At 68.0% G+C, this 20,606-nt stretch carries 15 protein-coding genes; 9 read left to right on the top strand and 6 right to left on the bottom strand.

Features of this window, described 5'->3' with window-relative positions; genetic code table 11:
* Positions 1-22: 22 nt before the first annotated feature.
* The 3 genes from ileS to L8H00_RS05975 are packed head-to-tail and all read left to right on the top strand — an operon-like array spanning position 23 to position 3,855.
* The gene (gene ileS / locus L8H00_RS05985; protein WP_242096341.1) at positions 23-2,878 is read left to right on the top strand and encodes an isoleucine--tRNA ligase; all 2,856 of its coding nucleotides are present in this window, start codon (positions 23-25) and stop codon (positions 2,876-2,878) included.
* Complete coding sequence (gene lspA / locus L8H00_RS05980) at positions 2,871-3,395, top strand: signal peptidase II (protein ID WP_242096340.1); 525 nt, start codon at positions 2,871-2,873, stop codon at positions 3,393-3,395. Before ileS ends, lspA begins: the two co-directional genes overlap by 8 nt.
* The gene (locus L8H00_RS05975) at positions 3,388-3,855 is read left to right on the top strand and encodes a DUF3035 domain-containing protein (protein ID WP_242096339.1); all 468 of its coding nucleotides are present in this window, start codon (positions 3,388-3,390) and stop codon (positions 3,853-3,855) included. Before lspA ends, L8H00_RS05975 begins: the two co-directional genes overlap by 8 nt.
* Positions 3,856-3,989: 134 nt before the next feature.
* Here the strand turns inward: L8H00_RS05975 and L8H00_RS05970 are convergent, their stop codons facing one another.
* From L8H00_RS05970 to L8H00_RS05955, 4 genes are all read right to left on the bottom strand, one after another.
* Positions 3,990-4,766, bottom strand: coding sequence for a TorF family putative porin (locus L8H00_RS05970; protein WP_242096338.1), 777 nt, complete (start codon positions 4,764-4,766; stop codon positions 3,990-3,992).
* A gap of 194 nt (positions 4,767-4,960) precedes the next feature.
* On the bottom strand, positions 4,961-6,160 hold the full coding sequence (gene metC, locus L8H00_RS05965) for a cystathionine beta-lyase (RefSeq protein ID WP_242096337.1): 1,200 nt from the start codon (positions 6,158-6,160) through the stop codon (positions 4,961-4,963).
* Positions 6,157-7,005, bottom strand: a complete 849-nt coding sequence (gene sseA / locus L8H00_RS05960) for a 3-mercaptopyruvate sulfurtransferase (RefSeq protein ID WP_242096336.1) — start codon at positions 7,003-7,005, stop codon at positions 6,157-6,159. Before sseA ends, metC begins: the two co-directional genes overlap by 4 nt.
* A 69-nt stretch (positions 7,006-7,074) precedes the next feature.
* On the bottom strand, positions 7,075-8,610 hold the full coding sequence (locus L8H00_RS05955; protein WP_242096335.1) for a cryptochrome/photolyase family protein: 1,536 nt from the start codon (positions 8,608-8,610) through the stop codon (positions 7,075-7,077).
* 20 nt (positions 8,611-8,630) lie between these two features.
* Between L8H00_RS05955 and queF the strand changes: the two genes are divergently transcribed.
* The 4 genes from queF to L8H00_RS05935 all read left to right on the top strand — a co-directional run bounded on the left by queF (position 8,631) and on the right by L8H00_RS05935 (position 14,171).
* Positions 8,631-9,077, top strand: coding sequence for a preQ(1) synthase (queF, locus tag L8H00_RS05950; RefSeq protein WP_242096334.1), 447 nt, complete (start codon positions 8,631-8,633; stop codon positions 9,075-9,077).
* A gap of 131 nt (positions 9,078-9,208) precedes the next feature.
* Positions 9,209-11,482, top strand: coding sequence for a glycosyltransferase family 4 protein (locus L8H00_RS05945; protein ID WP_242096333.1), 2,274 nt, complete (start codon positions 9,209-9,211; stop codon positions 11,480-11,482).
* A 52-nt stretch (positions 11,483-11,534) separates the two neighbouring features.
* Entirely contained in the window at positions 11,535-12,815 is a 1,281-nt protein-coding gene (locus L8H00_RS05940) for a glycoside hydrolase family 130 protein (RefSeq protein WP_242096332.1), read from the top strand.
* Between the two features lie 99 nt (positions 12,816-12,914).
* Positions 12,915-14,171, top strand: coding sequence for a methyl-accepting chemotaxis protein (locus tag L8H00_RS05935; RefSeq protein ID WP_242096331.1), 1,257 nt, complete (start codon positions 12,915-12,917; stop codon positions 14,169-14,171).
* Between the two features lie 33 nt (positions 14,172-14,204).
* On the opposite strand, the gene L8H00_RS05930 is transcribed toward L8H00_RS05935, so the two are convergent.
* Positions 14,205-16,151 (bottom strand): oligopeptide transporter, OPT family, encoded by a 1,947-nt coding sequence (locus L8H00_RS05930; RefSeq protein WP_242096330.1) that lies wholly within the window; start codon positions 16,149-16,151, stop codon positions 14,205-14,207.
* A 145-nt stretch (positions 16,152-16,296) separates the two neighbouring features.
* Here L8H00_RS05930 and L8H00_RS05925 point away from each other — a divergent pair, with 145 nt between their 5' ends.
* Complete coding sequence (locus L8H00_RS05925; protein WP_242096329.1) at positions 16,297-17,586, top strand: homoserine dehydrogenase; 1,290 nt, start codon at positions 16,297-16,299, stop codon at positions 17,584-17,586.
* A gap of 97 nt (positions 17,587-17,683) precedes the next feature.
* Here the strand turns inward: L8H00_RS05925 and L8H00_RS05920 are convergent, their stop codons facing one another.
* On the bottom strand, positions 17,684-18,070 hold the full coding sequence (locus L8H00_RS05920) for a VOC family protein (protein ID WP_242096328.1): 387 nt from the start codon (positions 18,068-18,070) through the stop codon (positions 17,684-17,686).
* 62 nt (positions 18,071-18,132) lie between these two features.
* Here L8H00_RS05920 and uvrB point away from each other — a divergent pair, with 62 nt between their 5' ends.
* Positions 18,133-20,331: an excinuclease ABC subunit UvrB gene (gene uvrB, locus L8H00_RS05915; protein ID WP_242096327.1), complete on the top strand. Its 2,199-nt coding sequence runs from the start codon at positions 18,133-18,135 to the stop codon at positions 20,329-20,331.
* Positions 20,332-20,606 lie beyond the last annotated feature (275 nt).

Raw genomic sequence — 20,606 nt, 5'->3', positions numbered from 1 at the left:
CACACGCTAAGCCGCGCGACCGATGACCGATGCTTCCGAACCCCCGCGCGACGCCCAACGCGATTGGCGCGATACCGTCTTCCTGCCGAAGACCGATTTTCCGATGAAGGCGGGCCTCGCCGCCAAGGAGCCCGCGATCCTGGCGCGCTGGGATTCTATCGGCCTCTACGAGCGGCTGCGCGCCGAGCGGCAGGGGCGCGAACGGTTCATCCTCCACGACGGGCCGCCCTACGCCAATGGCGACATCCATATGGGCCACGCCATGAACAAGGTGCTAAAGGACATCATCGTCCGTTCGCAGACCTTGATGGGCAAGGACGCGCCCTATGTGCCCGGCTGGGATTGCCACGGCCTGCCGATCGAATGGAAGGTCGAGGAAGCGTATCGCGCAAAGAAGCTGAACAAGGACGACGTGCCCGTCGCGCAGTTCCGCGCCGAATGCCGCGCCTATGCCGAGAAATGGGTCGCGGTGCAGCGCGCCGAATTCGAGCGGCTGGGCGTGATGGGCGACTGGGCCGATCCCTATCTGACGATGAAGTACGAGGCGGAAGCCGCGATCGTCGGCGAATTGCTCAAGTTCGCCGAGAGCGGCCAATTGTATCGCGGCGCCAAGCCGGTGATGTGGTCGCCGGTGGAGAAGACGGCGCTCGCCGAGGCCGAGGTCGAATATGAGGATGTCGTCTCGACGCAGATCGACGTGGCGTTCGAGATCGTGGAGGCCCCGAACGCGCCTGAACTGGTCGGCGCGCACGCGGTGATCTGGACGACGACGCCGTGGACGATTCCGGTAAACCAGGCGCTGAGCTATGGGCCGGAGATTGAATACGCCGCTGTCCGGGTCTCGGACGGACGCGTGCTGTTGTTCGCAACGGAATTGTCGAATGCGAGCCTGGATCGCGCAGGGTTGCAGGGCGAGGGCAATGGCCCCGTCGTTTGGGCCGGCACGGGCAAGGACCTCGAAGGCGCCACCGCGCGCCATCCGATGCACGCGCGCGGCGGCTTCTTCGCCAAGCCACGCCCATTGCTTCCCGGTGATTTCGTCACCACCGACGCGGGCACCGGGCTCGTCCACATGGCACCCGATCATGGCGAGGACGATTTCGAGCTCTGCAAGCGATACGGCATCGATCCCGTTTTCGCGGTCGATGGCGCCGGCATGTACCGCCCGGACTGGGCATGGCTCGGCGGGCAGGGCTCAGTCATCAACAAGAAATTCGTCGGTGCTGACGGCCCGATCTGCGCGGACCTGCGCGGTGTCGGCGCGCTGCTCGCGGCGAGCGACGATTTCGCGCACAGCTATCCGCATAGCTGGCGCTCTAAGGCGAAGGTGATCTTCCGCGCCACGCCGCAATGGTTCATTCCGATGGACCGGAGCGCGATCAGCGAACAGCCGGGGGCTGTTCGCAGCGCGGAGGTCGGCGCGCGAAGCGCGGCGTCGGACACGGGCGACAACGGCGCCACGCTGCGCGAGACCGCGCTCGACGCGATCGCGCGCACCTGGTGGATCCCGGCGCGCGCGGAGAACCGGATCACGGCGATGGTCGCGGGGCGGCCCGACTGGGTCATCAGCCGCCAGCGCGCCTGGGGCGTGCCGATCGCGCTGTTCGTCGATCGCCGGACCGGCCAGTATCTGAACGACCCCGCGGTGAACGCGCGCATCGTCGCGGCGTTTCGCGAAGAGGGCGCGGACGCGTGGTATGCGGACGGCCATCAGGCGCTGCTCGGCTCCGATTACGACCTCGCCGATTACGAGGTGGTGGGCGACATTCTCGACGTGTGGTTCGATTCGGGCTGCACGCACGTCTTCACGGTCGAGGCGCGCTACGGCGAGGGCGCGCGCGCGAACCTGTATGTCGAAGGGTCGGACCAGCATCGCGGCTGGTTCCAGTCCTCGCTGCTGGAAAGCTGCGGCACGCGCGGCCGGGCGCCCTATGACGCCGTGCTGACGCACGGCTTCGCGCTCGACGGGCAAGGACGCAAGATGTCGAAAAGCCTCGGCAACGTCGTCGATCCGCTCAAGATCATCGGCGAGAGCGGCGCGGACATCCTGCGCATGTGGGTCGCCTCCACCGATTATTTCGACGATGTGAAGATCGGCAAGGAGGTGCTCGCCACCGCCAGCGACGCCTATCGCAAGCTGCGCAACAGCTTCCGCTACCTGCTCGGCGCGCTCGACGGCTTCATCGAGGCCGAGCGCGTGCCGGTGGCCGAGATGCCCGAGCTGGAGCGTTACGTGCTCCACCGCCTCGGCATGATCGACACCGAGCTGCGCGCCGCGGCGACGGGTTACGAGTTCAACCGTTATCTGCGCCTGCTGACCGATTTCGCGAACGAAGACCTGTCGGCCTTCTTCTTCGATATCCGCAAGGATTCGCTGTATTGCGACGCGCCCGGCGATGCCAAGCGGCGGGCGTATCGCACCGTGCTCGACACGCTGTTCCACGCGCTGGTGCGCTATGCCGCGCCGGTGCTGTGCTTCACGGCCGAAGAGGTATGGCAGGCGCGTTTCCCGAGCGAGGACGGGTCCGTGCATCTGCTCGAATGGCCGGTGCTGCCCGACCGGCACGCGGACGACGCGCTGGCGGCGAAATGGACCGGCGTCCGCGCGCTGCGCGTGCAGGTGACCGAGGCGATCGAGCCGCTGCGTCGCGAAAAGGCCGTGCGCTCCAGCCTGGAGGCGGACGTGACCGTTCCCGATCTGCCGCTGCCCGCCGATGCGCTGGCGGAGGCGTTCATCGTCGCCCGCGTGACGGCGGCCGATACCGTGGCGGTCACGCGCACCGATTATCACAAATGTGGGCGCTGCTGGCGGCATCTGCCCGAGGTGGGCGAGGACGGTACGCTTTGCGCGCGCTGTGCGGAGGTGGTCGATGCGTAGCATTCCCGCCGCGGGGCTCGCCGCCGCCGCCACGCTCTTCGTGCTCGATCAGCTGACGAAATGGGCGGTCACGGGGCCGCTGCACATCGCCGAGCTGGGCGACGTCCGCACCATCCTGCCGATCTTCGCCTTGCGCTTCGTGCCCAATTTCGGCGTGTCGCTGGGACTGCTGCCAGCCGACAGCCACATGACTCGCTGGGCGCTGGTTGCGCTGACCGGCGCGATCGCGATCGGCGTTGCGGTGTGGATGACGCGCGAACGCAAGCTCGGCGATCAGACCGCGCTGGGCCTCGTGCTCGGCGGCGCGCTCGGCAACATCCTCGATCGCGTGCGGCTCGGCCATGTGGTGGATTTCGCCGACCTGCACTTCGGCGAATGGCGGCCGTTTTTGGTCTTCAATCTCGCCGACGCCGCGATTACCATCGGCGTGCTCATCCTGCTTGTCCGCGCGTTCCTGGTGCGCGACAAGGCGCCTGCCAAGACCGGGCCTGTACCTGTGGAGAATCCGAATGCGTAAGACCGTGCCCCTCGCCGCAGGATTGGCTTGCGTCGCTCTCCTTTCGGGCTGCGCCCATCACAGCTATGATCGCGCGCGGCCGGACGAATTTGCCGTCGCGCGCGCCGCGCCCCTCGTGATCCCGCCCGATTTCGCGCTCACCCCGCCGACGCCGGGCGTCGCCCGCCCGCAGGACAACAGCGCGCAGGCGCAGACGCTCGACGCGCTGTTCGGCGGCGCCGCGCCGCGCAGTGCCTCCGAATCCGTCACGGTGGATGCGGCGGGCGGCGAGGAGGCCGATCCCGGCATCCGCTCCAGCGCCGGCGATCCCAAGACCAACGTGGTCGACAAGGGCGCGACCACGCGCGACATCGTGGCGGCGCCGCAGGGCGACGGCCAGGACGCCCGCGCCTCCACCTCGGGCAGCGCCGCCGCGCCGGCCCCTGCCGCGACGCCCGCACCGGCGAAGTCGCCCAAGTGACCGTACCGGGCGGCTCCTTCGGGGGCCGCCCTGGAGTTTGACGGCGTTACCTTGATCTGCTCGCTCTGAGCGTGCCGAAGGGCCCGTGCCGCAGGCGAACGGAGTGGGAGAGGGTCTAGGGCGAGCGTCCCGCTCTAGAAGCTCACCCCGACATAGCCGAACACGGTCGAGCCGCGGCCGAGCCGGCGGGCGAAGCGATTGGCTTCGGTGATATCGGTATCGACATAGGTGACGCCCACCTTGATCGGGCCGCCGACCGCCTCGGCATTGGCCGACCAGTCCCAGTAATTGTCGTCGGCGAGGCTCGGATTGTCGAGCCCGAGCGAGCCGGCGGTGTGGCCGACATGGCCCTTCAGCGTGACGGGCGTGCGCGGCACCGCGATCGATGCCTCGCCATAGACATAGATATCGTCGTCCTTGCCCGCGGTAAAATCGAGCCCCTTCTGCCCGCCCCAGGCGTAATTGGCGCCCACCTTCGCCGCGATCGGCCCGATCGTGTAGCCAAGCGAGGCATAGGGCTCGAAATAATCGGTGTTCTGGCCCTTCAGCCCGCCGGGATAATAATAATAGAGCAGCCCGCCGTCGAACGTCGCGCCGTGGAAGCTGTGCGTATAGCCGCCATAGAGATCGATCTCGGTCTGGCCATAGCCGGCGAGCGCGGGCGTGGTGCCGGTGCCGTCGATGTTGGACACGAAGGTGCCGACATAGAGGCCGGAGGAATGATTGAGGTTGAGCGTACCCTGGACGGCCGGGCCGCCATCGGTCTGCGTCAGGCCGCGAAACCGATAATCGGACACGAGCGTCACGCTGCCGGTGAGCTTCAGCGGCGGCGGCGGCGCGGTGTCCTGCGCGGACGCCTGCGCCGCCAGCGCGAAGCCGACGCAGCCGAGAAGGAGGGTGGAACGGCGCATCGTCTTCCTTTCGAATAGCGGGAAAGGCCGACGCCATGCCGGGCCGACGCCCCCGCGCCGGCCGGTCGTGCGATCATACCCCCCGGTGCGGCGAAGGCTGGCAGCATCGCGCGCGCGCGACAAGCGCCGTCTGGCCGCAAGCGGGTTTCACGGCGCGGGTGTTGCGCCCCCGCCACAAGCCCCGGCCGCCTCGCTCAGCCGCGCGCGGCGCGGAACCGGTGCAGCCCCGCATCGAGATCGGCGATCAGGTCGTCGGCATCCTCGAGCCCGATCTGCAGCCGGACAAGCGGCCCTTCATGGTCGCGCCGGGTGACGCTGCGGTGCCGCTGCGGGTCCACCGGGATCGCGAGGCTCTCGAAGCCGCCCCAACTGTAGCCGATCCCGAACAGCGCGAGCCCGTCGATCAGCGCGGCGCGTGCCGCCTCGTCGCCGCCGTCGAGCACGACCGCGAACAGCCCGGTCGAACCGCGAAAATCGCGCACGAACATCTCGTGGCCGGGGCAATCGGGCAGGGCGGGGTGGAGCACCCGCGCGACGCCCGGCTGCGCCTTCAGCCAATGCGCGATCGTCAGCGCGCTCGCCTGGTGCTGCGCCAGCCGTACCGCCATGGTGCGCAGGCCGCGGCTGCCGAGCCAGCAATCGTCGGGGCTCGCCACCTGGCCCAGTTGGAAGCTGGTGTCGCGCAGCCCGGCGAACCGGCCGGGGCCGGCGGTCACCGATCCCAGCATCACGTCGGAATGGCCGACGACATATTTGGTGCAGGCGAGCACCGCATAGTCGATCCCGCGCGCGATCGCGGGAAACATCAGCGGCGTCGCCCAGGTGTTGTCGAGGATGGTGACGACGCCGCGCGCCTGCGCCGCCGCAACGATCGCGGGAATGTCCTGTACCTCGAAGCTGAGCGATCCGGGGCTTTCCAGCAGGATGGCACGGGTATTTTCGCCGATCAGGTCAGTGATCCCCGCGCCCACCAACGGATCGTAGAAGCGCGTCGTGATGCCGAACCGCTTCAGCAGACCGGTCGCGAGCCCGCGCGTCGGATCATAGGCGCTGTCGACGCACAGCAGCTCGTCGCCGGGCGACAGCACCGCCATCAGCGCCGCCGCGATCGCCGCCACGCCCGAGGGATAGAGGAACGTACCCTCCGCGCCCGGCTCCAGCGATGTGAGCGCGTCGGCGAGCGTCCACTGCGTCGGCGTGCCCCGCCGCCCGTAGAACAGCCGGTGGTGCGTGTCGCGCGTGGCGCTGTCGCGCAGATGCGCCACCGAATCGTACAGGATGGTCGATGCGCGCCACAGCGGCGTGTTGACCACGCCTTGCGTCCATTCCTTGCGGCGGCCGCCGCCTACCACGCGCGTGCCGTCGCCCATCGCCCGATCGGTGTCGTCGTTCATGCTGCCCCCATGGCCTTGGATGTGGAAGGATCGGCCCCCCATTCGGACCAGCTGCCGTCATAGATCGGCATAGCACGGCCGAGCAGATGCGCGCCGAAGGCGAGCACCGCGGCGGTGATGCCGGAGCCGCAGGTGGCGACCATCGGCCGGTCGGGATCGACCCCGGCGGCGGTGAAGGTGCGGCGCAGCGCCTCGCCCCTTTTCCAGGTGCCGTCAGCGTCGAACAGCGCGCCCTGCGGCAGATTGCGCGAGCCGGGGATATGGCCGGCTTGCGTCGCGGGCCGCGGATCGGGCTCCTCGCCGGTGAAGCGCGCCGCCGATCGGGCATCGACGACCTGCTCCGCCTGGCTGGCGACGTTCGCCGCCATCTGGTCGAGCGTGCGGACGTTCGCGCGGTCGGCCCGGGCGGCGAAGTCCCCGGGGGGCAGGTTTTCCCGGCCGCTCGCCGTCGCGCGGCCCTCCGCCTGCCATTTGGCAAAGCCGCCGTCGAGGATCGCGACGTCGCGTGCGCCGAAGCTGCGCAGCATCCACCAGGCGCGCGCCGCCGTATGGTGCGGGGAATGGTCGTAGAGGACGATTCGGCTGTCGTCGCCGACGCCGAGGCGCCGCATCCTGTCGGCGAATTGCGCAGCGTCCGGCAGCATCATCGGCAGGTCGCTGTGGGTATCGCGCAGCGTGCCGAGATCCATGAACACCGCACCAGGGATGTGCGCCGCTTCGTATTCGGCGGCGGCGTCGCGCGGCGTCTCGCCGGGGAAGTTCGCGAAGTAGGTGGCATCGACGATCCTCAGATCGCGCGCACCGATATGTTCGGCCAGCCACTCCGTCGTCACCAGCGCGTCCATATGGATCTCCCTGTCATCGCCGACGCGCCGTAGAGCTTTCCGCCCGGCTTGCGAAGACGGGGCCGTGCTTCAATCGAGCGTGTCGAGGAACCCCGCCGCCTGCGCGCGTAGCGCCTGCTGGTTGGCCGGATCGGTGCGCCGCCAGTTGCGATAGGGCATGGCGAGCCGCATGTTGTCGCCCAGCGTGTCTTCGTGGCGCGCCAGGAAATCCCAGTAGAGCGCGTTGAACGGGCAGGCGTCGGGGCCGATGCGCTGCTTCACGTCGTAGCGGCAGCGCCCGCAATAATCGGACATCCGGTCGATATAGGCGCCAGACGCGATATAGGGCTTGGACGCGATCAGCCCGCCGTCGCCGAACTGGCTCATGCCGAGCGTGTTGGGCAGCTCGACCCATTCATAGGCGTCGAGATACACTTCCAGATACCAGGCGTGGACCTGCGCCGGGTCCGCGCCGATCAGCAGCGCGAAATTGCCCGTGACCATCAGCCGCTGGATATGGTGTGCGTGCGCGGTGGCGAGCGTCTGGCCCAGCGCCTCGGCCATGCAGTGCATGTCGGTCTCGCCCGTCCAGTAGAAGCCGGGCAGCGCGCGGTGGTGATCGAGGAAGTTGCGCGTGACGTAATCGGGCCCCTCGCGCCAATAGATGCCGCGCATATATTCGCGCCAGCCGATGATCTGGCGGATATAGCCCTCAACCGAATTGAGCGGTGCGCGCCCGGCGCGGTACGCCGCCTCCGCGCGGCGGCAGAGATCGAGCGGATCGAGCAGCCCGGAATTGATATAGGGGCTGAGGATCGAGTGCCACAGATAGCGCTCGCCGCTGAGCATCGCGTCCTCGTACGGCCCGAAATCGGCGAGCGCGTGCGCGAAGAACAGATCGGCCTGGCGCTCCGCATCGGCGGCGGTGACCGCAAAGGTGAAGCCGTCGAGCGAGCCCGGATGATCCGCGAACCGTGCCGCGACGAGCGCGATCACCGCGCGGGTGATCGCATCGGGCGCAAAGGCGTGCGGGCGCGGCATCAGCAGGTCGCCCTTGGCGGGCTTGCGGTTCTGCGTGTCGTAATTCCATTCGCCGCCCGCCGGCTTGTCGCCGTTCATCAGCAGCCCGGTCTTGCGCCGCATCTCGCGGTAGAAGAACTCCATCCGCAGCGCCTTGCGCCCCTCGGCCCAGGCCTCGAACTCGGCATGGGTGGCGAGGAAGCGGGTGTCCGGCAGAATCTTCACGGGGATGCCGAACAGCGTCTCCCAACTGTCGAGCATCGCGGTCACGCGCCATTCGCCCGCTTCGGTGACGGCGATCCGCGCCGGATCGTGCCGCTGGATCGCGCGCGCGATCTCGCCGGTGAAGCTGCCGCTGTTCTCGGGATCGTCGAGCGCGACGTAATCGACCCGCCAGCCCGCCTCGCGCAGCGCCTGCGCATGGTGGCGCATCGCCGACAGGATATAGACCAGCTTGGTCTTGTGATGGCGGACATAGGCCGTCTCGTCGGACACCTCCATCATCAGCACGACGGTGGTCGCCGGATCCGCCCCGGCAAGCGAGGACAGCCCGAGCGACAATTGGTCGCCGAGCACCGGTACGAGCGTCGTTCCCTCTGGCGTCATGTCATCCTATATGCGCGATCATGACACCCATGCACCTGGGCCAGACGAGCGCGCTTCCCGCGTCTCCCGAAGCCGCGACGCTCGATTACGTTCCCAATCCGCGGGCCGGCCGCACCTATCTGGTGCGTTTTGCCGTGCCGGAATTCACCTCGCTCTGCCCGGTGACGGGCCAGCCCGACTTCGCGCATCTGGTGATCGACTATGTGCCAGGCGCAACGATCGTCGAATCGAAGTCGCTGAAGCTCTTCCTCGGCGCATTCCGCAACCATGCCGCGTTTCACGAGGATTGCACCGTCGGCATCGGCGAGCGACTGGCGGCCGAGATGGCGCCGGTGTGGCTACGCATCGGCGGCTATTGGTATCCGCGCGGCGGCATCCCCATCGACGTGTTCTGGCAGACCGCCGCGCCGCCCGCCGATCTCTGGCTGCCCGATCAGGGGGTGGCTGCCTATCGCGGGCGCGGCTAGGCGTCCGCCGCGCTGCAACAATTTTGACGCAGTGCGGCAAACGTGCAACCTTCGTCTTCCTGTCGCGTTGATGAACGGACGGGATCGATGCGGCCAATGGCCATCGATGCCGGGCTGACGAGGGATATTCGATGACCGTACCGACCGATGGACCCAGCCCGATCAACCATATCGCGCTCATCGGGAATTTTTTGCCGCGCAAATGTGGTCTGGCGACCTTCACCACCGACGTGTTCACCGCGATGCGTGGCCGCTTTCCGGATCTGACCGTCGACGTCTATGCGATGGACGATTTCCCCGGTCGCTACGCCTATCCGCCCGAAGTGACGGGCACAATTCCACAGAACGACCTTTCCGCCTATGTCGCCACCGCCCGCGCCATCGAGGCGAGCGGCGCACAGGCAATCTGGGTGCAGCACGAATATGGCATCTATGGCGGCCCCGCCGGCGAATTCCTGCTCGGGCTGCTCGATCGCACCACGCTGCCGGTGATCGTCACGCTCCACACCATCCTCGAAAAGCCCAATGTCGACGAGCGTCGGGTGATGGAGGGGCTGCTGCGCCGCGCCGCCAAGATCGTCGTGATGGCCGATCGCGGCGCCGACATCCTGCAGCGCGTCTATGGCGCCAATCCGCGCCAGCTCGCAATGATCCCGCACGGCGTGCCCGATCGCGAGATGGTCGATCCCGACACGCTGAAGGGCGAGTTCGGCTGGGATGGGCGCAAGGTGGTGCTCACCTTCGGTCTGCTCGCGCCCAACAAGGGGATCGAGACGATCATCGAGGCGCTGCCCGCGGTGATCGCACATCATCCCGACCTACTCTATGTCGTGCTGGGCGCCACGCATCCCAATCTCGTCGCGCATGAGGGCGAAGCCTATCGCGACCGGCTGAAGGATCTCGCGGCCTCGCTCGGCGTCAGCGACAATGTTCGCTTCGTCAATTCCTTCGTCGAGCATGACGAGCTGCTGCGCTATCTCCAGGCGGCCGACATCTATGCGACGCCCTATACCAATCCGGCGCAGATCACCTCGGGTACGCTGTCCTATGCGGTGGGCGTCGGCAAGGCGGTGGTCTCCACCCCCTATGCGCATGCCACCGAGATCCTGGCGGACGGGCACGGCGTCCTCGTCGACTTCCGCGACGTTGCGGCGTTCGCGCGCGAGATCGACCGGCTGCTGACCAACGACCGCGACCTCAACCGCCTGTCGCAGCGCGCCTATGCGCGTGGCCGCACGATGATCTGGCCGCGCCTCGCCGAGGCCGCGATCGCGCAGATCCGCGCCAGCGTCGCCGCGCGCCCGACGCGGCTCGCCAAGCCGGCGATCACGCCCAAGCCGCTCGCCCCGGATCTCGCCGCCGTAATCCGGATGAGCGATTCGACCGGCATGCTCCAGCATTCGATCTTCTCGATCCCCGATCGCCGCCACGGTTATTGCATCGACGACAATGCCCGCGCGCTGATGCTGATGAGCGCGATCCCCGACATCGACGCCACCACGCGCGACAAGTGGATGACGATCTACGGCTCGTTTCTGCAATATGCCTGGAACCCCGAGGCACGCCGGTTCCGCAACTTCATGAATTTCGACCGGACCTGGTGCGAGGAATTCGGATCGGAAGACTCGAACGGCCGCACCTTGTGGGCGCTGGGCGTCACCGCGCGCGACGCGCACGAGCGCAAGCATCGCGACTGGGCGACCGCGATGTTCGACCTGACCGCCAGCATGGCGTTCGAGCTGGGCAGCCCGCGCGCGCAGGCGTTCGCGATGCTGGGCGCGGCGGCGATGCTGGAGGCGCGGCCGGGCCATGTGCTCGCGCTCCAGATCCTGCAGCGTTTCCCCGACGGCCTGCTCGAATTGCTGGCCGAGACGCGCCGCCCCGAATGGCAATGGTTCGAGATCGTGCTGGCCTATGACAATGCCCGTCTGCCGCAGGCGCTGATCCGCGCTGGCCAGGCGCTGGAGCGCGACGATCTCGTCCGCTGCGGCCTGTCGACGCTCGAATGGATCGTCGGCCAGCAGACCTCGCCCGAGGGCCGTTTCCGCGCGGTCGGCACCGAAAGCTTCGGCCGCCCCTATGGCGCGCCGCTTCAGTTCGACCAGCAGCCGCTGGAGGCGCAGGCCACCGTCGATGCGTGCACCGCGGCATTCGAGGCGACGGGCGAGCGGCGCTGGTACGACGAGGCGATGCGCGCCTATGGCTGGTTCCTGGGCGCGAACGATCTCGATATGCCGCTGGCCTCGACCGACGATGGCGGCTGTTTCGACGGGCTGATGCCGACCGGGCTCAACCGCAATCAGGGTGCGGAGTCGATTCTGGCGCTGCAACTCGCCAGTTGCGCGATTTCGGGGCTTTCAAAGCTGGCCGAAAGCGTGTCAGGAGCCTCGCGCGACGTCGCCTAGCCTCGCTGGCGGCGTCGCGTTGGTCACGGATACGAGCGAGGCTGCGTTCGCGATGGATTTGTTCACCCACAGCCTGCGGCTGCATGCCGATCCCTCGCGGGTCGTCGTGCGGCCTTTCCACATCCCCCGCAGCGTGAACGGCGTCACGCCGGGCCGGACGGAGCGGATGGTCGGCGAAGTGCTGCGCATGTCGCCGATCGAGGCGGCCAACCAGCTCGAGATCGTGCTGAAGGATTTCGAGGCGCGCCACTGGCAGACGCGCCGCGTGTTCATGACGCGCTACGACCAGATCGAGGAGCAGCTCGGGCTGAACGGCGCCGAGATCGGCGACGAGAAGCGCCAGTTGATCGGTGCCTATTTCTGCCACGAATACAGCTATGCCGCCGCCGCGCTGATGAACCCGAGCGCGGTGCCGCATTTCGACCAGACCGGCATGCCGCCCGGATCGCAGCGCATCCTGATGTCGATGCGCGCGGTGGGTGAGGGGCATATCTCGTCGGTTGCGTTCCGCGAGGGCATCATCACCGATCGCAACGAGCTTAAGCTCGCGCCCGAGCCGCCGTTCGCGACCGCCACCGATATGGTGCGCGTGAGCGAGGACGAGATGCCCGAGGGGCCGGTGACGGTGTATCGCCACCGCGACAGCACGCTGTCGGGCACGGTCATCTTCCCGATCACCCAGGCGCAGTCCAAGGGGCTGGAGGATCTGCGGATCGTCCATTTCCAGCATGACGACGGCAGTTGGGAATGGATCGGCACCTACACCGCCTATAACGGATCGGTGATCCAGTCCGAGCTGATGCGCACCCGCGATTTCCGCGCGTTCGATCTGGTGCCGATGACGGGCCCGGCGGCGCGCAACAAGGGCATGGCGCTGTTCCCCCGCAAGGTGGGCGGCCAGTATATGATGATCGGCCGGCAGGACGGCGAGAATCTGTTCCTGCTGAAATCGGACACGCTGGAGCATTGGGACGAGGGCGAGATGATCCTGCGCCCGACATTGCCCTGGGAGCTGGTGCAGATCGGCAATTGCGGGCCGCCGATCGAGCTGGACGAGGGCTGGCTGCTGCTGACTCACGGCGTTGGCGCGATGCGCAAATATTCGATCGGCGCGGTGCTGCTCGACAAGGACGATCCGTCCAAGGTGATCGGCCGCATGCAGGAGCCGCTGCTCGCCGCCAAGGATCAGGACCGCGAGGGCTATGTGCCCAATGTCGTCTATAGCTGCGGCGCGATCCGCCACGGCGACCGCATCTTCCTGCCTTACGGCATCGCGGACAGCTCGATCGGGTTCGCTTTCGTCCGCATCGCGGCGCTGATCGCGGCGATGTGATGCGCGGCCAGGCGCGGTTCGCCCGTTAATCAAACAGGAATGGGTCTGTTTTAAGACATGGACGGGATGGCATTGGATGCCACCCGGTCCGGAGGTCGCGTGCACTCTAATCCCTTTCTTGCCGAGCCCGATGCGTTCGCGGCCGCCATGGACCGGCGGACGCCCGCTGATCCCGCGCTTTCCTCGGAGCCGGTGTTCGACGACACGGCGCGTATCGCGGAGAGCCTGTTCCATGTGGCGAACAGCAGCGTCAGCCTCATCGATACCGGGCGGCAATCATTCAGGGCGCGGCGGGGTGCGGACATTGGCATGCCCGGCGGGATCGATGCCTTTTGCGCGCACGCGATCGCCGGCGACGGTGTCTTGATGGTCCTCGATGCGACCAAGGACGCGCGGTTCGCCGACGATCCCCTGGTGATCGGGCCGCCGCATATCCGATTCTACGCCGGCGCTCCGCTCGTCACGCCCGACGGAAAGACCATCGGCACGCTGAGTATCTTCGATCCGGCCCCGCGCACCGCGTTCGACGGGGACGAGCGCCGGCAGCTTGCCATGCTGGCCCGGATCGTCATGGACCGGCTGGAGATGCGCCGGCTGCTGATCGAGCAGAAGGAGCGCGCCGTGCTGGTCCGGCAGGTGGGGGCGGCGCTGGACACGGCCGCCCAGACGCTCGATCGCAAGGCGCAGACGCTCGCCCATCTGGCGCAATCCGGCATCCGGCAATCCGAGGCGGCGGTCGAGAATGTGCGCGCGCTGGTCGATCTTGGCGGCGAGATGCAGGACAGCATGGTCGTCATCGTGGACGATATCGAACGTTCGACGGATAGCGCGAAGGGAACGTGCGACGCCGTTCACGGGCTGGGCACGCACATCGACGGCGTCGCATCGGTCGCCGGCATGATCAGCGCGATCGCCGCGCAAAGCCGTCTGCTGGCGCTCAATGCCTCGATCGAGGCCGCGCGCGCCGGGGATGCGGGCCGGGGCTTCGCCGTCGTCGCCCATGAGGTGAAGCAGATGGCTACCCGCACCGCGGAGGCGACGCATCAGATCGGCGTCGAACTCGGCGCGATCCGCGAGACAGTGGCCGATGTCATCCGCCGGTGCGGCGATCTATCGACGACCATGGAGCAGATGCGCGTCCATTCCGGTGCCCTGGCGGACGCCGCCGCGCGCAAGGCCTCCGTCCGCGGCGAGGTGGGCGCCGAGGTGAGCGTTCTGGTCGAAGTGTCCAGGAACGTCGGCCTGCACGCGCACGACGTGACGGCGGCGTCGATCCTGCTGCTGGAGGAAGCGGAGATCCTGCGCAGCCGGTTGGAAGAGACGCCGGCCCCCGTGGCCGCCGAACGACCGAACTGATCTCACCCGGCCGGGTGACGGGCCGGCGTCCCGTTACCGCGTGCCCGCCAGCGTCCGCGTCCGCGCATACAGGCCGGCGATCGCGGCGGCGAACAACAGCGGCGCGGCGATCAGCGCGGGGCCGGCAAAGCCGTCGCCCACCACCGCCAGCGCGTCCGATTGGCCGCTCGCGCCGACGATGCCGGCGAACAGGACGCCGAACAGGCTCTCGCCCACGATCAGCCCCGTCGCCGCCAGCACGCCCATGCGCGCGGCGAAATCGGGGTTGGGCGTGCGCGCGGCCCAGCCGTCATAGGCCCGGCCGATCACCGCGCCGACCGGGATCAGCAGCGTGAGCGACATCGGCAGATAGATGCCCATGCCGAGCGCCAGCGGCGGCAGGCGAAGCTTGCCCGCGCGGCCCAGCGCCTCGTCCAGCGCGATCGCCACCACGCCGATCCCCGCGCCCGCACCGATCAGGCTCCAGTCGAGATCGCCGCCGAGCACGCCCTTGGCCAGCGCCGAGATCAGCGCCGCCTGCGGCGCAGCGAGCGCCGCGGGCCCGGCGCCCGGCATCCCCTGAAACCCGAACGCGGTCTTCAGCAGGCCGAGCACATAGGGGATCATCAGCGATCCGAAGATCACCCCCAGCACCAGCGCCACCTGCTGCTTCCACGGGGTGGCGCCCACCAGCTGGCCGGTCTTCAGATCCTGGAGATTGTCGTTCGAGATCGTCGCGATGGAGAAGATGATCGCGGTGGTGAACAGCGCATAGGCGATCAGCGCGTTCGTCCGCGCCACATCGGTGCTGTGCCCGTAGACCGCCACCAGCAGCAGCGAGGCGCCCAGCACCGCGAGGATGCCGACGCCCGACACCGGCGAATTGGACGCACCGATCAGCCCGGCCATATAGCCGCACACCGAGGCGATCACGATGCCGATGACGAGGATGTAGAGGATCGTCCCCGCGATCACCGCGCCCGCATCCGCCGCGATCGGGCCGCCGGCGGCGAATTGCCACAACAGGAAGGCGATCGGCGGCAGCATGGCCAGGATCGCCAGCGCGACGATCCCGATCGGCAGGTCGCGCTCGGTCAGCTCTAGTGTCTCGCCGGCGCCGCGTGCGCGCGACGCCGCCATCGCCGAGCGGATGCCGCCGAGGATCGGGCCGAGGATCTTCAGCAGCGTCCACAGCGCGGCGACGCCGATCGTGCCCGCGCCGATGAAGCGCACCTTGGTGTGGAACACCGCGCCGACGATATCGTCCACCCCGCCGGGCATGGCGTGCGTCAGATAGGGCATCAGCCCCACCCAGGCGATCAGCATGCCCGCGAACATCGCCGCGCCGACGCTGATGCCCACGAGATGGCCGACGCCGATCAGCGCCATCGAGAAGCTGGTCGAGACGCCGCTCGCGCCCGCGCCCACGCGGAAGTTCTTGGCGGCCTCGCTCGCCACCAGCTTCATCGCCGCCAGCAGCGCGAAGCCCGCCGAGACGAGCGAGCCGAGCAGGATGACGCGCAGCCCCTTCGCGTTTTCCGCGTCGCCATCGGCCGAGCCCGCGCCCACCTTCAGCACTTCGGCGGCGGCGACGCCCTCGGGATAGGGCAGGTCCGATCCCGTCACGAGCGCACGGCGCAACGGCACCGAGAACATCACGCCCAGGATGCCGCCCGTCGCGCACACGCCCACCGTCGTCCAATAGGGAAAGCCCGTCCACCAGCCGACGAGGATCAGCCCCGGCAGCACGAAGATGATCGCCGCCAGCGTGCCCGCGGCCGACGCGATCGTCTGGACGATGTTGTTCTCCAGGATCGAGGCGTCGTCGAACAGCTTCAGCACCGCCATCGAGATCACCGCGGCCGGGATCGAGGTCGCGAAGGTCAGCCCCACCTTCAGCCCCAGATAGACGTTGGCGGCGGTGAACAGCAGCGTGATGATCGCGCCGAGCGCGATGCCGCGCAGCGTCAGTTCGGCGGCGGGGCGGGGAATGGAGGCCATGCGGTGCTCGCACAAGGGAAGGGACGGGCATAGTGGCACGGCCGGGCGCCAGGGGACAGCGCCGTTCGCGCGGGTGCGTCGATCCGCTCTAGCCAGCGCGTCCCGCGCTCCCTAGCAACACGGTCGAAGCGCGGGGAGCGAGACGATGGCGGATGTGTTGCGGGTTGGCCTGGCGGGGCTGGGGACGGTCGGGGGCGGCGTGATCCGCGTGCTCGCGGCCAACCGCGACCTGATCGCGCGCCGCGCCGGGCGTTCGATCGAGATCGTGGCCGTCTCGGCGCGCGACCGGAACCGCGATCGCGGGCTCGACCTGTCGGGCTTCGCGTGGATCGACGACACGACCGCGCTGGCCAGCCATCCCGACGTCGACGTGGTGGTCGAGCTGATCGGCGGATCGGACGGCCCCGCGCTCACGCTCGCGCGCGAGACGCTGGCGGCGGGCAAGGGGCTCGTCACCGCCAACAAGGCAATGATCGCGCATCACGGGCTGGAACTCGCCCGCGCCGCCGAGACGGCGCGCGCGCCGCTGGCGTTCGAGGCGGCGGTGGCGGGCGGTATCCCGGTCATCAAGGGGCTACGCGACGGCGCCGCGGCCAATGTGATCGAGCGCGTCTACGGCATCCTCAACGGCACCTGCAATTTCATCCTCTCGGCGATGGAGGCGAGCGGCCGCGACTTCGGCGACGTGCTCGCCGAGGCGCAGGCGCTGGGCTATGCCGAAGCCGATCCCGCGTTCGACATCGACGGCATCGACGCCGCGCACAAATTGTCGATCCTGGCGAGCGTCGCGTTCGGCACCCAGCCGGCCTTTGCCGGCGTGGCGGTGCAGGGCATCCGCGAGGTGATCGCCGCCGACATCGCCGAAGCGGCGGCGCTCGGCTACCGCGTGCGGCTGGTGGGCGTGGCCGAGGTGGGGGCAGGCGGCCTGTTCCAGCGCATCCATCCGCATCTGGTGCCGATGGGCCATCCGCTGGCGCATGTGACGGGCGCGCTGAACGCCGTCGTCGCGCACGGCAACTTCGTGGGGCCGCTGTTCTTCCAGGGCGCGGGCGCGGGCGAGGGCCCCACCGCGAGCGCGGTGGTCGCCGACCTGATCGACATCGCGCGCGGCGAATTCGGCCCGGCCTATGCAATGCCTGCCGATGCGCTGGATCAGGCGCCGCCGCAGGACAGCGCCGATCGCCGCTGCCGCGCCTATCTGCGCTTCACCGTCATGGACCGGGTGGGCGTGCTCGCCGAGATCGCCACCGCGATGCGCGACGCGGGCGTGTCGATCGAAAGCCTGATCCAGCGCGGCACCACCGCGAGCGGCGCCGCGATGGTGGCGATCGTGACGCACGAGGGCCCGGAACGCGCGGTCGCCGCCGCGCTCGAACGGCTGCGCGGATCGCAGAGCGTGGTGGGCCAGCCGATGTGGATGCATATCCTCAGCTAGCGGCTGACGACCTTGGCCTGCACCGTTCGCCCTGAGCTTGTCGAAGGGGCTGTGGCGCCGGCGAAGGCTCGACGGCGGAGAGCGTGCTTCGGCCGGCTCAGCCGAATTTGTGCACGAAGAACTTGTTGCCATCCGGATCGCGGAAATAGGCGCCATACAGCTTCATCGAGTCGGGCCCGCGCTGGCCCGGCGCGCCCTCGTCGGTCGCGCCCAGCGCCAGCGCCTTGGCATGGACGCTGTCGACCTGTTCGCGGCTTTCGGCGACGAGCGCCACCATCGTGCCGTTGCCCGCGGTCGCGGGGGCGCCGTCATAGGGCTTCGTGATCGCCAGCATCGGCTTGTCCCGGCCCGCGCCGTACATGGTGAACCCGCGCGCATCGGGGATTTCCAGCACCCGCTGCCCGCCGAGCGCGCCGATCAGCCCGTCGTAGAAGGTGCGGGCGCGTTCGATATCGTTGGTGCCGAGCGTCGCGTAACCGATCATCACATCTCTCCTGACGGCGCGTTCGTTGCGCACGGCGATGCTCCAACCCATATTCTGCGTCTATGGCAATCCAGATTCGCACCAGCCTCGCCGAGCCGGAAACGGGCGAGACGTTCGTTCCCCACCGCCCCTCCGCACGCCCCCAGAAGGTGGAGGGCGGCAAGCGCTTCGTGCTCGCCAGCGAATATACCCCGAGCGGCGACCAGCCCGGCGCGATCCGCGAACTGGTGGCGCAAGTGAATGCAGGCGAGCGCGACCAGGTGCTGCTGGGCGTGACGGGCTCGGGCAAGACCTTCACGATGGCCAAGGTGATCGAGGAATGCCAGCGGCCCGCGCTGATCCTCGCGCCCAACAAGATCCTGGCGGCCCAACTCTATGGCGAGATGAAGTCGTTCTTCCCCGACAATGCGGTGGAATATTTCGTCAGCTATTACGACTATTACCAGCCCGAAGCCTATGTCGCGCGCAGCGACACCTATATCGAGAAGGAAAGTTCGACCAACGAGTCGATCGACCGGATGCGCCATTCGGCGACGCGCGCGCTGCTGGAGCGCGACGACGTCATCATCGTCGCGTCGGTCTCGTGCCTGTACGGCATCGGCTCGGTCGAGACCTATTCGGCGATGATCTTCGATTTGAAGAAGGGCGCGACGGTCGACCAGCGCGAGATCGTGCGCAAGCTGGTGGCGCTGCAGTACAAGCGCAACGACGCCGCCTTCCAGCGCGGCAATTTTCGCGTGAAGGGCGACACGCTCGAGATCTTCCCCTCGCATTACGAGGACAGCGCCTGGCGGATCAGCTTCTTCGGCGACGATATCGAGGAGATCACCGAATTCGATCCGCTCACCGGCCGCAAGGTCGCCTCGCTCAATTCGGTGCGCGTCTATGCCAATTCGCATTATGTCACGCCCGGCCCGACGCTGAAACAGGCGGGCGAGGCGATCAAGCACGAGCTGGCCGAGCGGCTGAAGGAGCTGGTGACCGAGGGTAAGCTGCTCGAGGCGCAGCGGCTGGAGCAGCGCACCAATTTCGATCTGGAGATGATCGCGGCGACGGGCAGTTGCGCCGGCATCGAGAATTACAGCCGCTTCCTCACCGGCCGGATGCCGGGCGAGCCGCCGCCCACCTTGTTCGAATATCTGCCCGACAACGCGATGCTGTTCGTCGACGAGAGCCATGTGACGATCGGCCAGATCAACGGCATGTCGCGCGGCGATCACCGGCGCAAGCTGACGCTGGCCGAATATGGCTTCCGCCTGCCGTCCGCGATCGATAATCGGCCGCTGCGCTTCAACGAATGGGACGCCATGCGCCCGCAGACCACCTATGTCTCGGCGACGCCGGGCGGGTGGGAGATGGAGCAGACCGGCGGCGTGTTCGCCGAACAGGTGATCCGCCCCACCGGGCTGATCGATCCGCCCGTCGAGATCAAGCCCGTCGAGGAACAGGTGCAGGACCTGATCGTCGAATGCCAGAAGACGACGGCGGCGGGATACCGAACGCTGGTGACGACGCTCACCAAGCGGATGGCGGAGGATCTGACCGAATATATGCACGAGGCGGGGATCAAGGTCCGCTACATGCATTCGGACGTCGAGACGCTGGAGCGCATCGAGCTGATCCGCGACCTCCGCCTGGGCGTCTATGACGTGCTGATCGGCATCAACCTGCTGCGCGAGGGACTGGACATTCCCGAATGCGGCCTGGTCGCGATCCTCGATGCGGACAAGGAGGGCTTTCTGCGCAGCGAGACCTCGCTGATCCAGACGATCGGCCGCGCCGCGCGCAACGTCGACGGGCGCGTGATCCTCTATGCCGACCGCATCACCGGATCGATGGAGCGCGCGATGAACGAGACCGCGCGCCGCCGTGAGAAGCAGATCGCGTACAACACCGAACATGGCATCACGCCCACGACGATCCGCCGCAGCATCGGTGACATCATCGCGCACGTCGCCTCGAAGGATCAGGTGACCGTCGAGATCGACGAGGACCGTCCGCACATGGTCGGCCACAATCTGCGCGCCTATATCGAGGATCTCGAAAAGCAGATGCGCAAGGCCGCCAGCGATCTGGAATTCGAGACCGCGGGCCGCCTGCGCGACGAAATCCGCCAGCTGGAGAACGAGGAGCTGGGCCTGCCGGTCGACCAGCAGAAGGCGCCGCTGATGGGCCGTTCGAACGAAGGCAAGCCCGGCACGCGCAAGACGCGCTACGGAAAGAGCCAGAAGATGCGCATGGGCGGCTCCCGCTCGCGCTAGGGTTTCACCGTCCCTTCGCCTGCGCGAGGGTGACGGGAAATCGGCCCTGTACCCGGCGAGGGCTTGGGTACAGGGCGCATCAAAATATTTTCGTTCCCGCCCCGTTCCCTTGCGTTTCGGGGAAGCCGCGGACGACCGCGCGTCGCGGGATTCCGCGTCCGCCAGCCGCCCCGGCGACAGGACGAACGCCGCGTTTACCCGCTTGCGTCCCGCGCCGCTTTGCCACAACTTGTGGGGGTTGAGTTCGGGGGCGGACCCAATCGCTGGTAGGAGCG

The sequence above is a fragment of the Sphingomonas sp. CROZ-RG-20F-R02-07 genome, from assembly GCF_022662335.1.
GTDB lineage: Bacteria > Pseudomonadota > Alphaproteobacteria > Sphingomonadales > Sphingomonadaceae > Sphingomonas.
Note: the sequence above shows the minus strand (reverse complement) of the source record. Positions and strands in the feature narration are given on the sequence as shown.

Excerpts from the sequence above, each read along its gene's own strand:
- ileS (WP_242096341.1), top strand. The coding sequence starts at position 23 with ATGACCGATGCTTCCGAACCCCCGCGCGACGCCCAACGCGATTGGCGC.
- lspA (WP_242096340.1), top strand. The coding sequence starts at position 2,871 with ATGCGTAGCATTCCCGCCGCGGGGCTCGCCGCCGCCGCCACGCTCTTC.
- L8H00_RS05975 (WP_242096339.1), top strand. The coding sequence starts at position 3,388 with ATGCGTAAGACCGTGCCCCTCGCCGCAGGATTGGCTTGCGTCGCTCTC.
- L8H00_RS05970 (WP_242096338.1), bottom strand. The coding sequence starts at position 4,766 with ATGCGCCGTTCCACCCTCCTTCTCGGCTGCGTCGGCTTCGCGCTGGCG.
- metC (WP_242096337.1), bottom strand. The coding sequence starts at position 6,160 with ATGAACGACGACACCGATCGGGCGATGGGCGACGGCACGCGCGTGGTA.
- sseA (WP_242096336.1), bottom strand. The coding sequence starts at position 7,005 with ATGGACGCGCTGGTGACGACGGAGTGGCTGGCCGAACATATCGGTGCG.
- L8H00_RS05955 (WP_242096335.1), bottom strand. The coding sequence starts at position 8,610 with ATGACGCCAGAGGGAACGACGCTCGTACCGGTGCTCGGCGACCAATTG.
- queF (WP_242096334.1), top strand. The coding sequence starts at position 8,631 with ATGACACCCATGCACCTGGGCCAGACGAGCGCGCTTCCCGCGTCTCCC.
- L8H00_RS05945 (WP_242096333.1), top strand. The coding sequence starts at position 9,209 with ATGACCGTACCGACCGATGGACCCAGCCCGATCAACCATATCGCGCTC.
- L8H00_RS05940 (WP_242096332.1), top strand. The coding sequence starts at position 11,535 with ATGGATTTGTTCACCCACAGCCTGCGGCTGCATGCCGATCCCTCGCGG.
- L8H00_RS05930 (WP_242096330.1), bottom strand. The coding sequence starts at position 16,151 with ATGGCCTCCATTCCCCGCCCCGCCGCCGAACTGACGCTGCGCGGCATC.
- L8H00_RS05925 (WP_242096329.1), top strand. The coding sequence starts at position 16,297 with ATGGCGGATGTGTTGCGGGTTGGCCTGGCGGGGCTGGGGACGGTCGGG.
- L8H00_RS05920 (WP_242096328.1), bottom strand. The coding sequence starts at position 18,070 with ATGATCGGTTACGCGACGCTCGGCACCAACGATATCGAACGCGCCCGC.
- uvrB (WP_242096327.1), top strand. The coding sequence starts at position 18,133 with ATGGCAATCCAGATTCGCACCAGCCTCGCCGAGCCGGAAACGGGCGAG.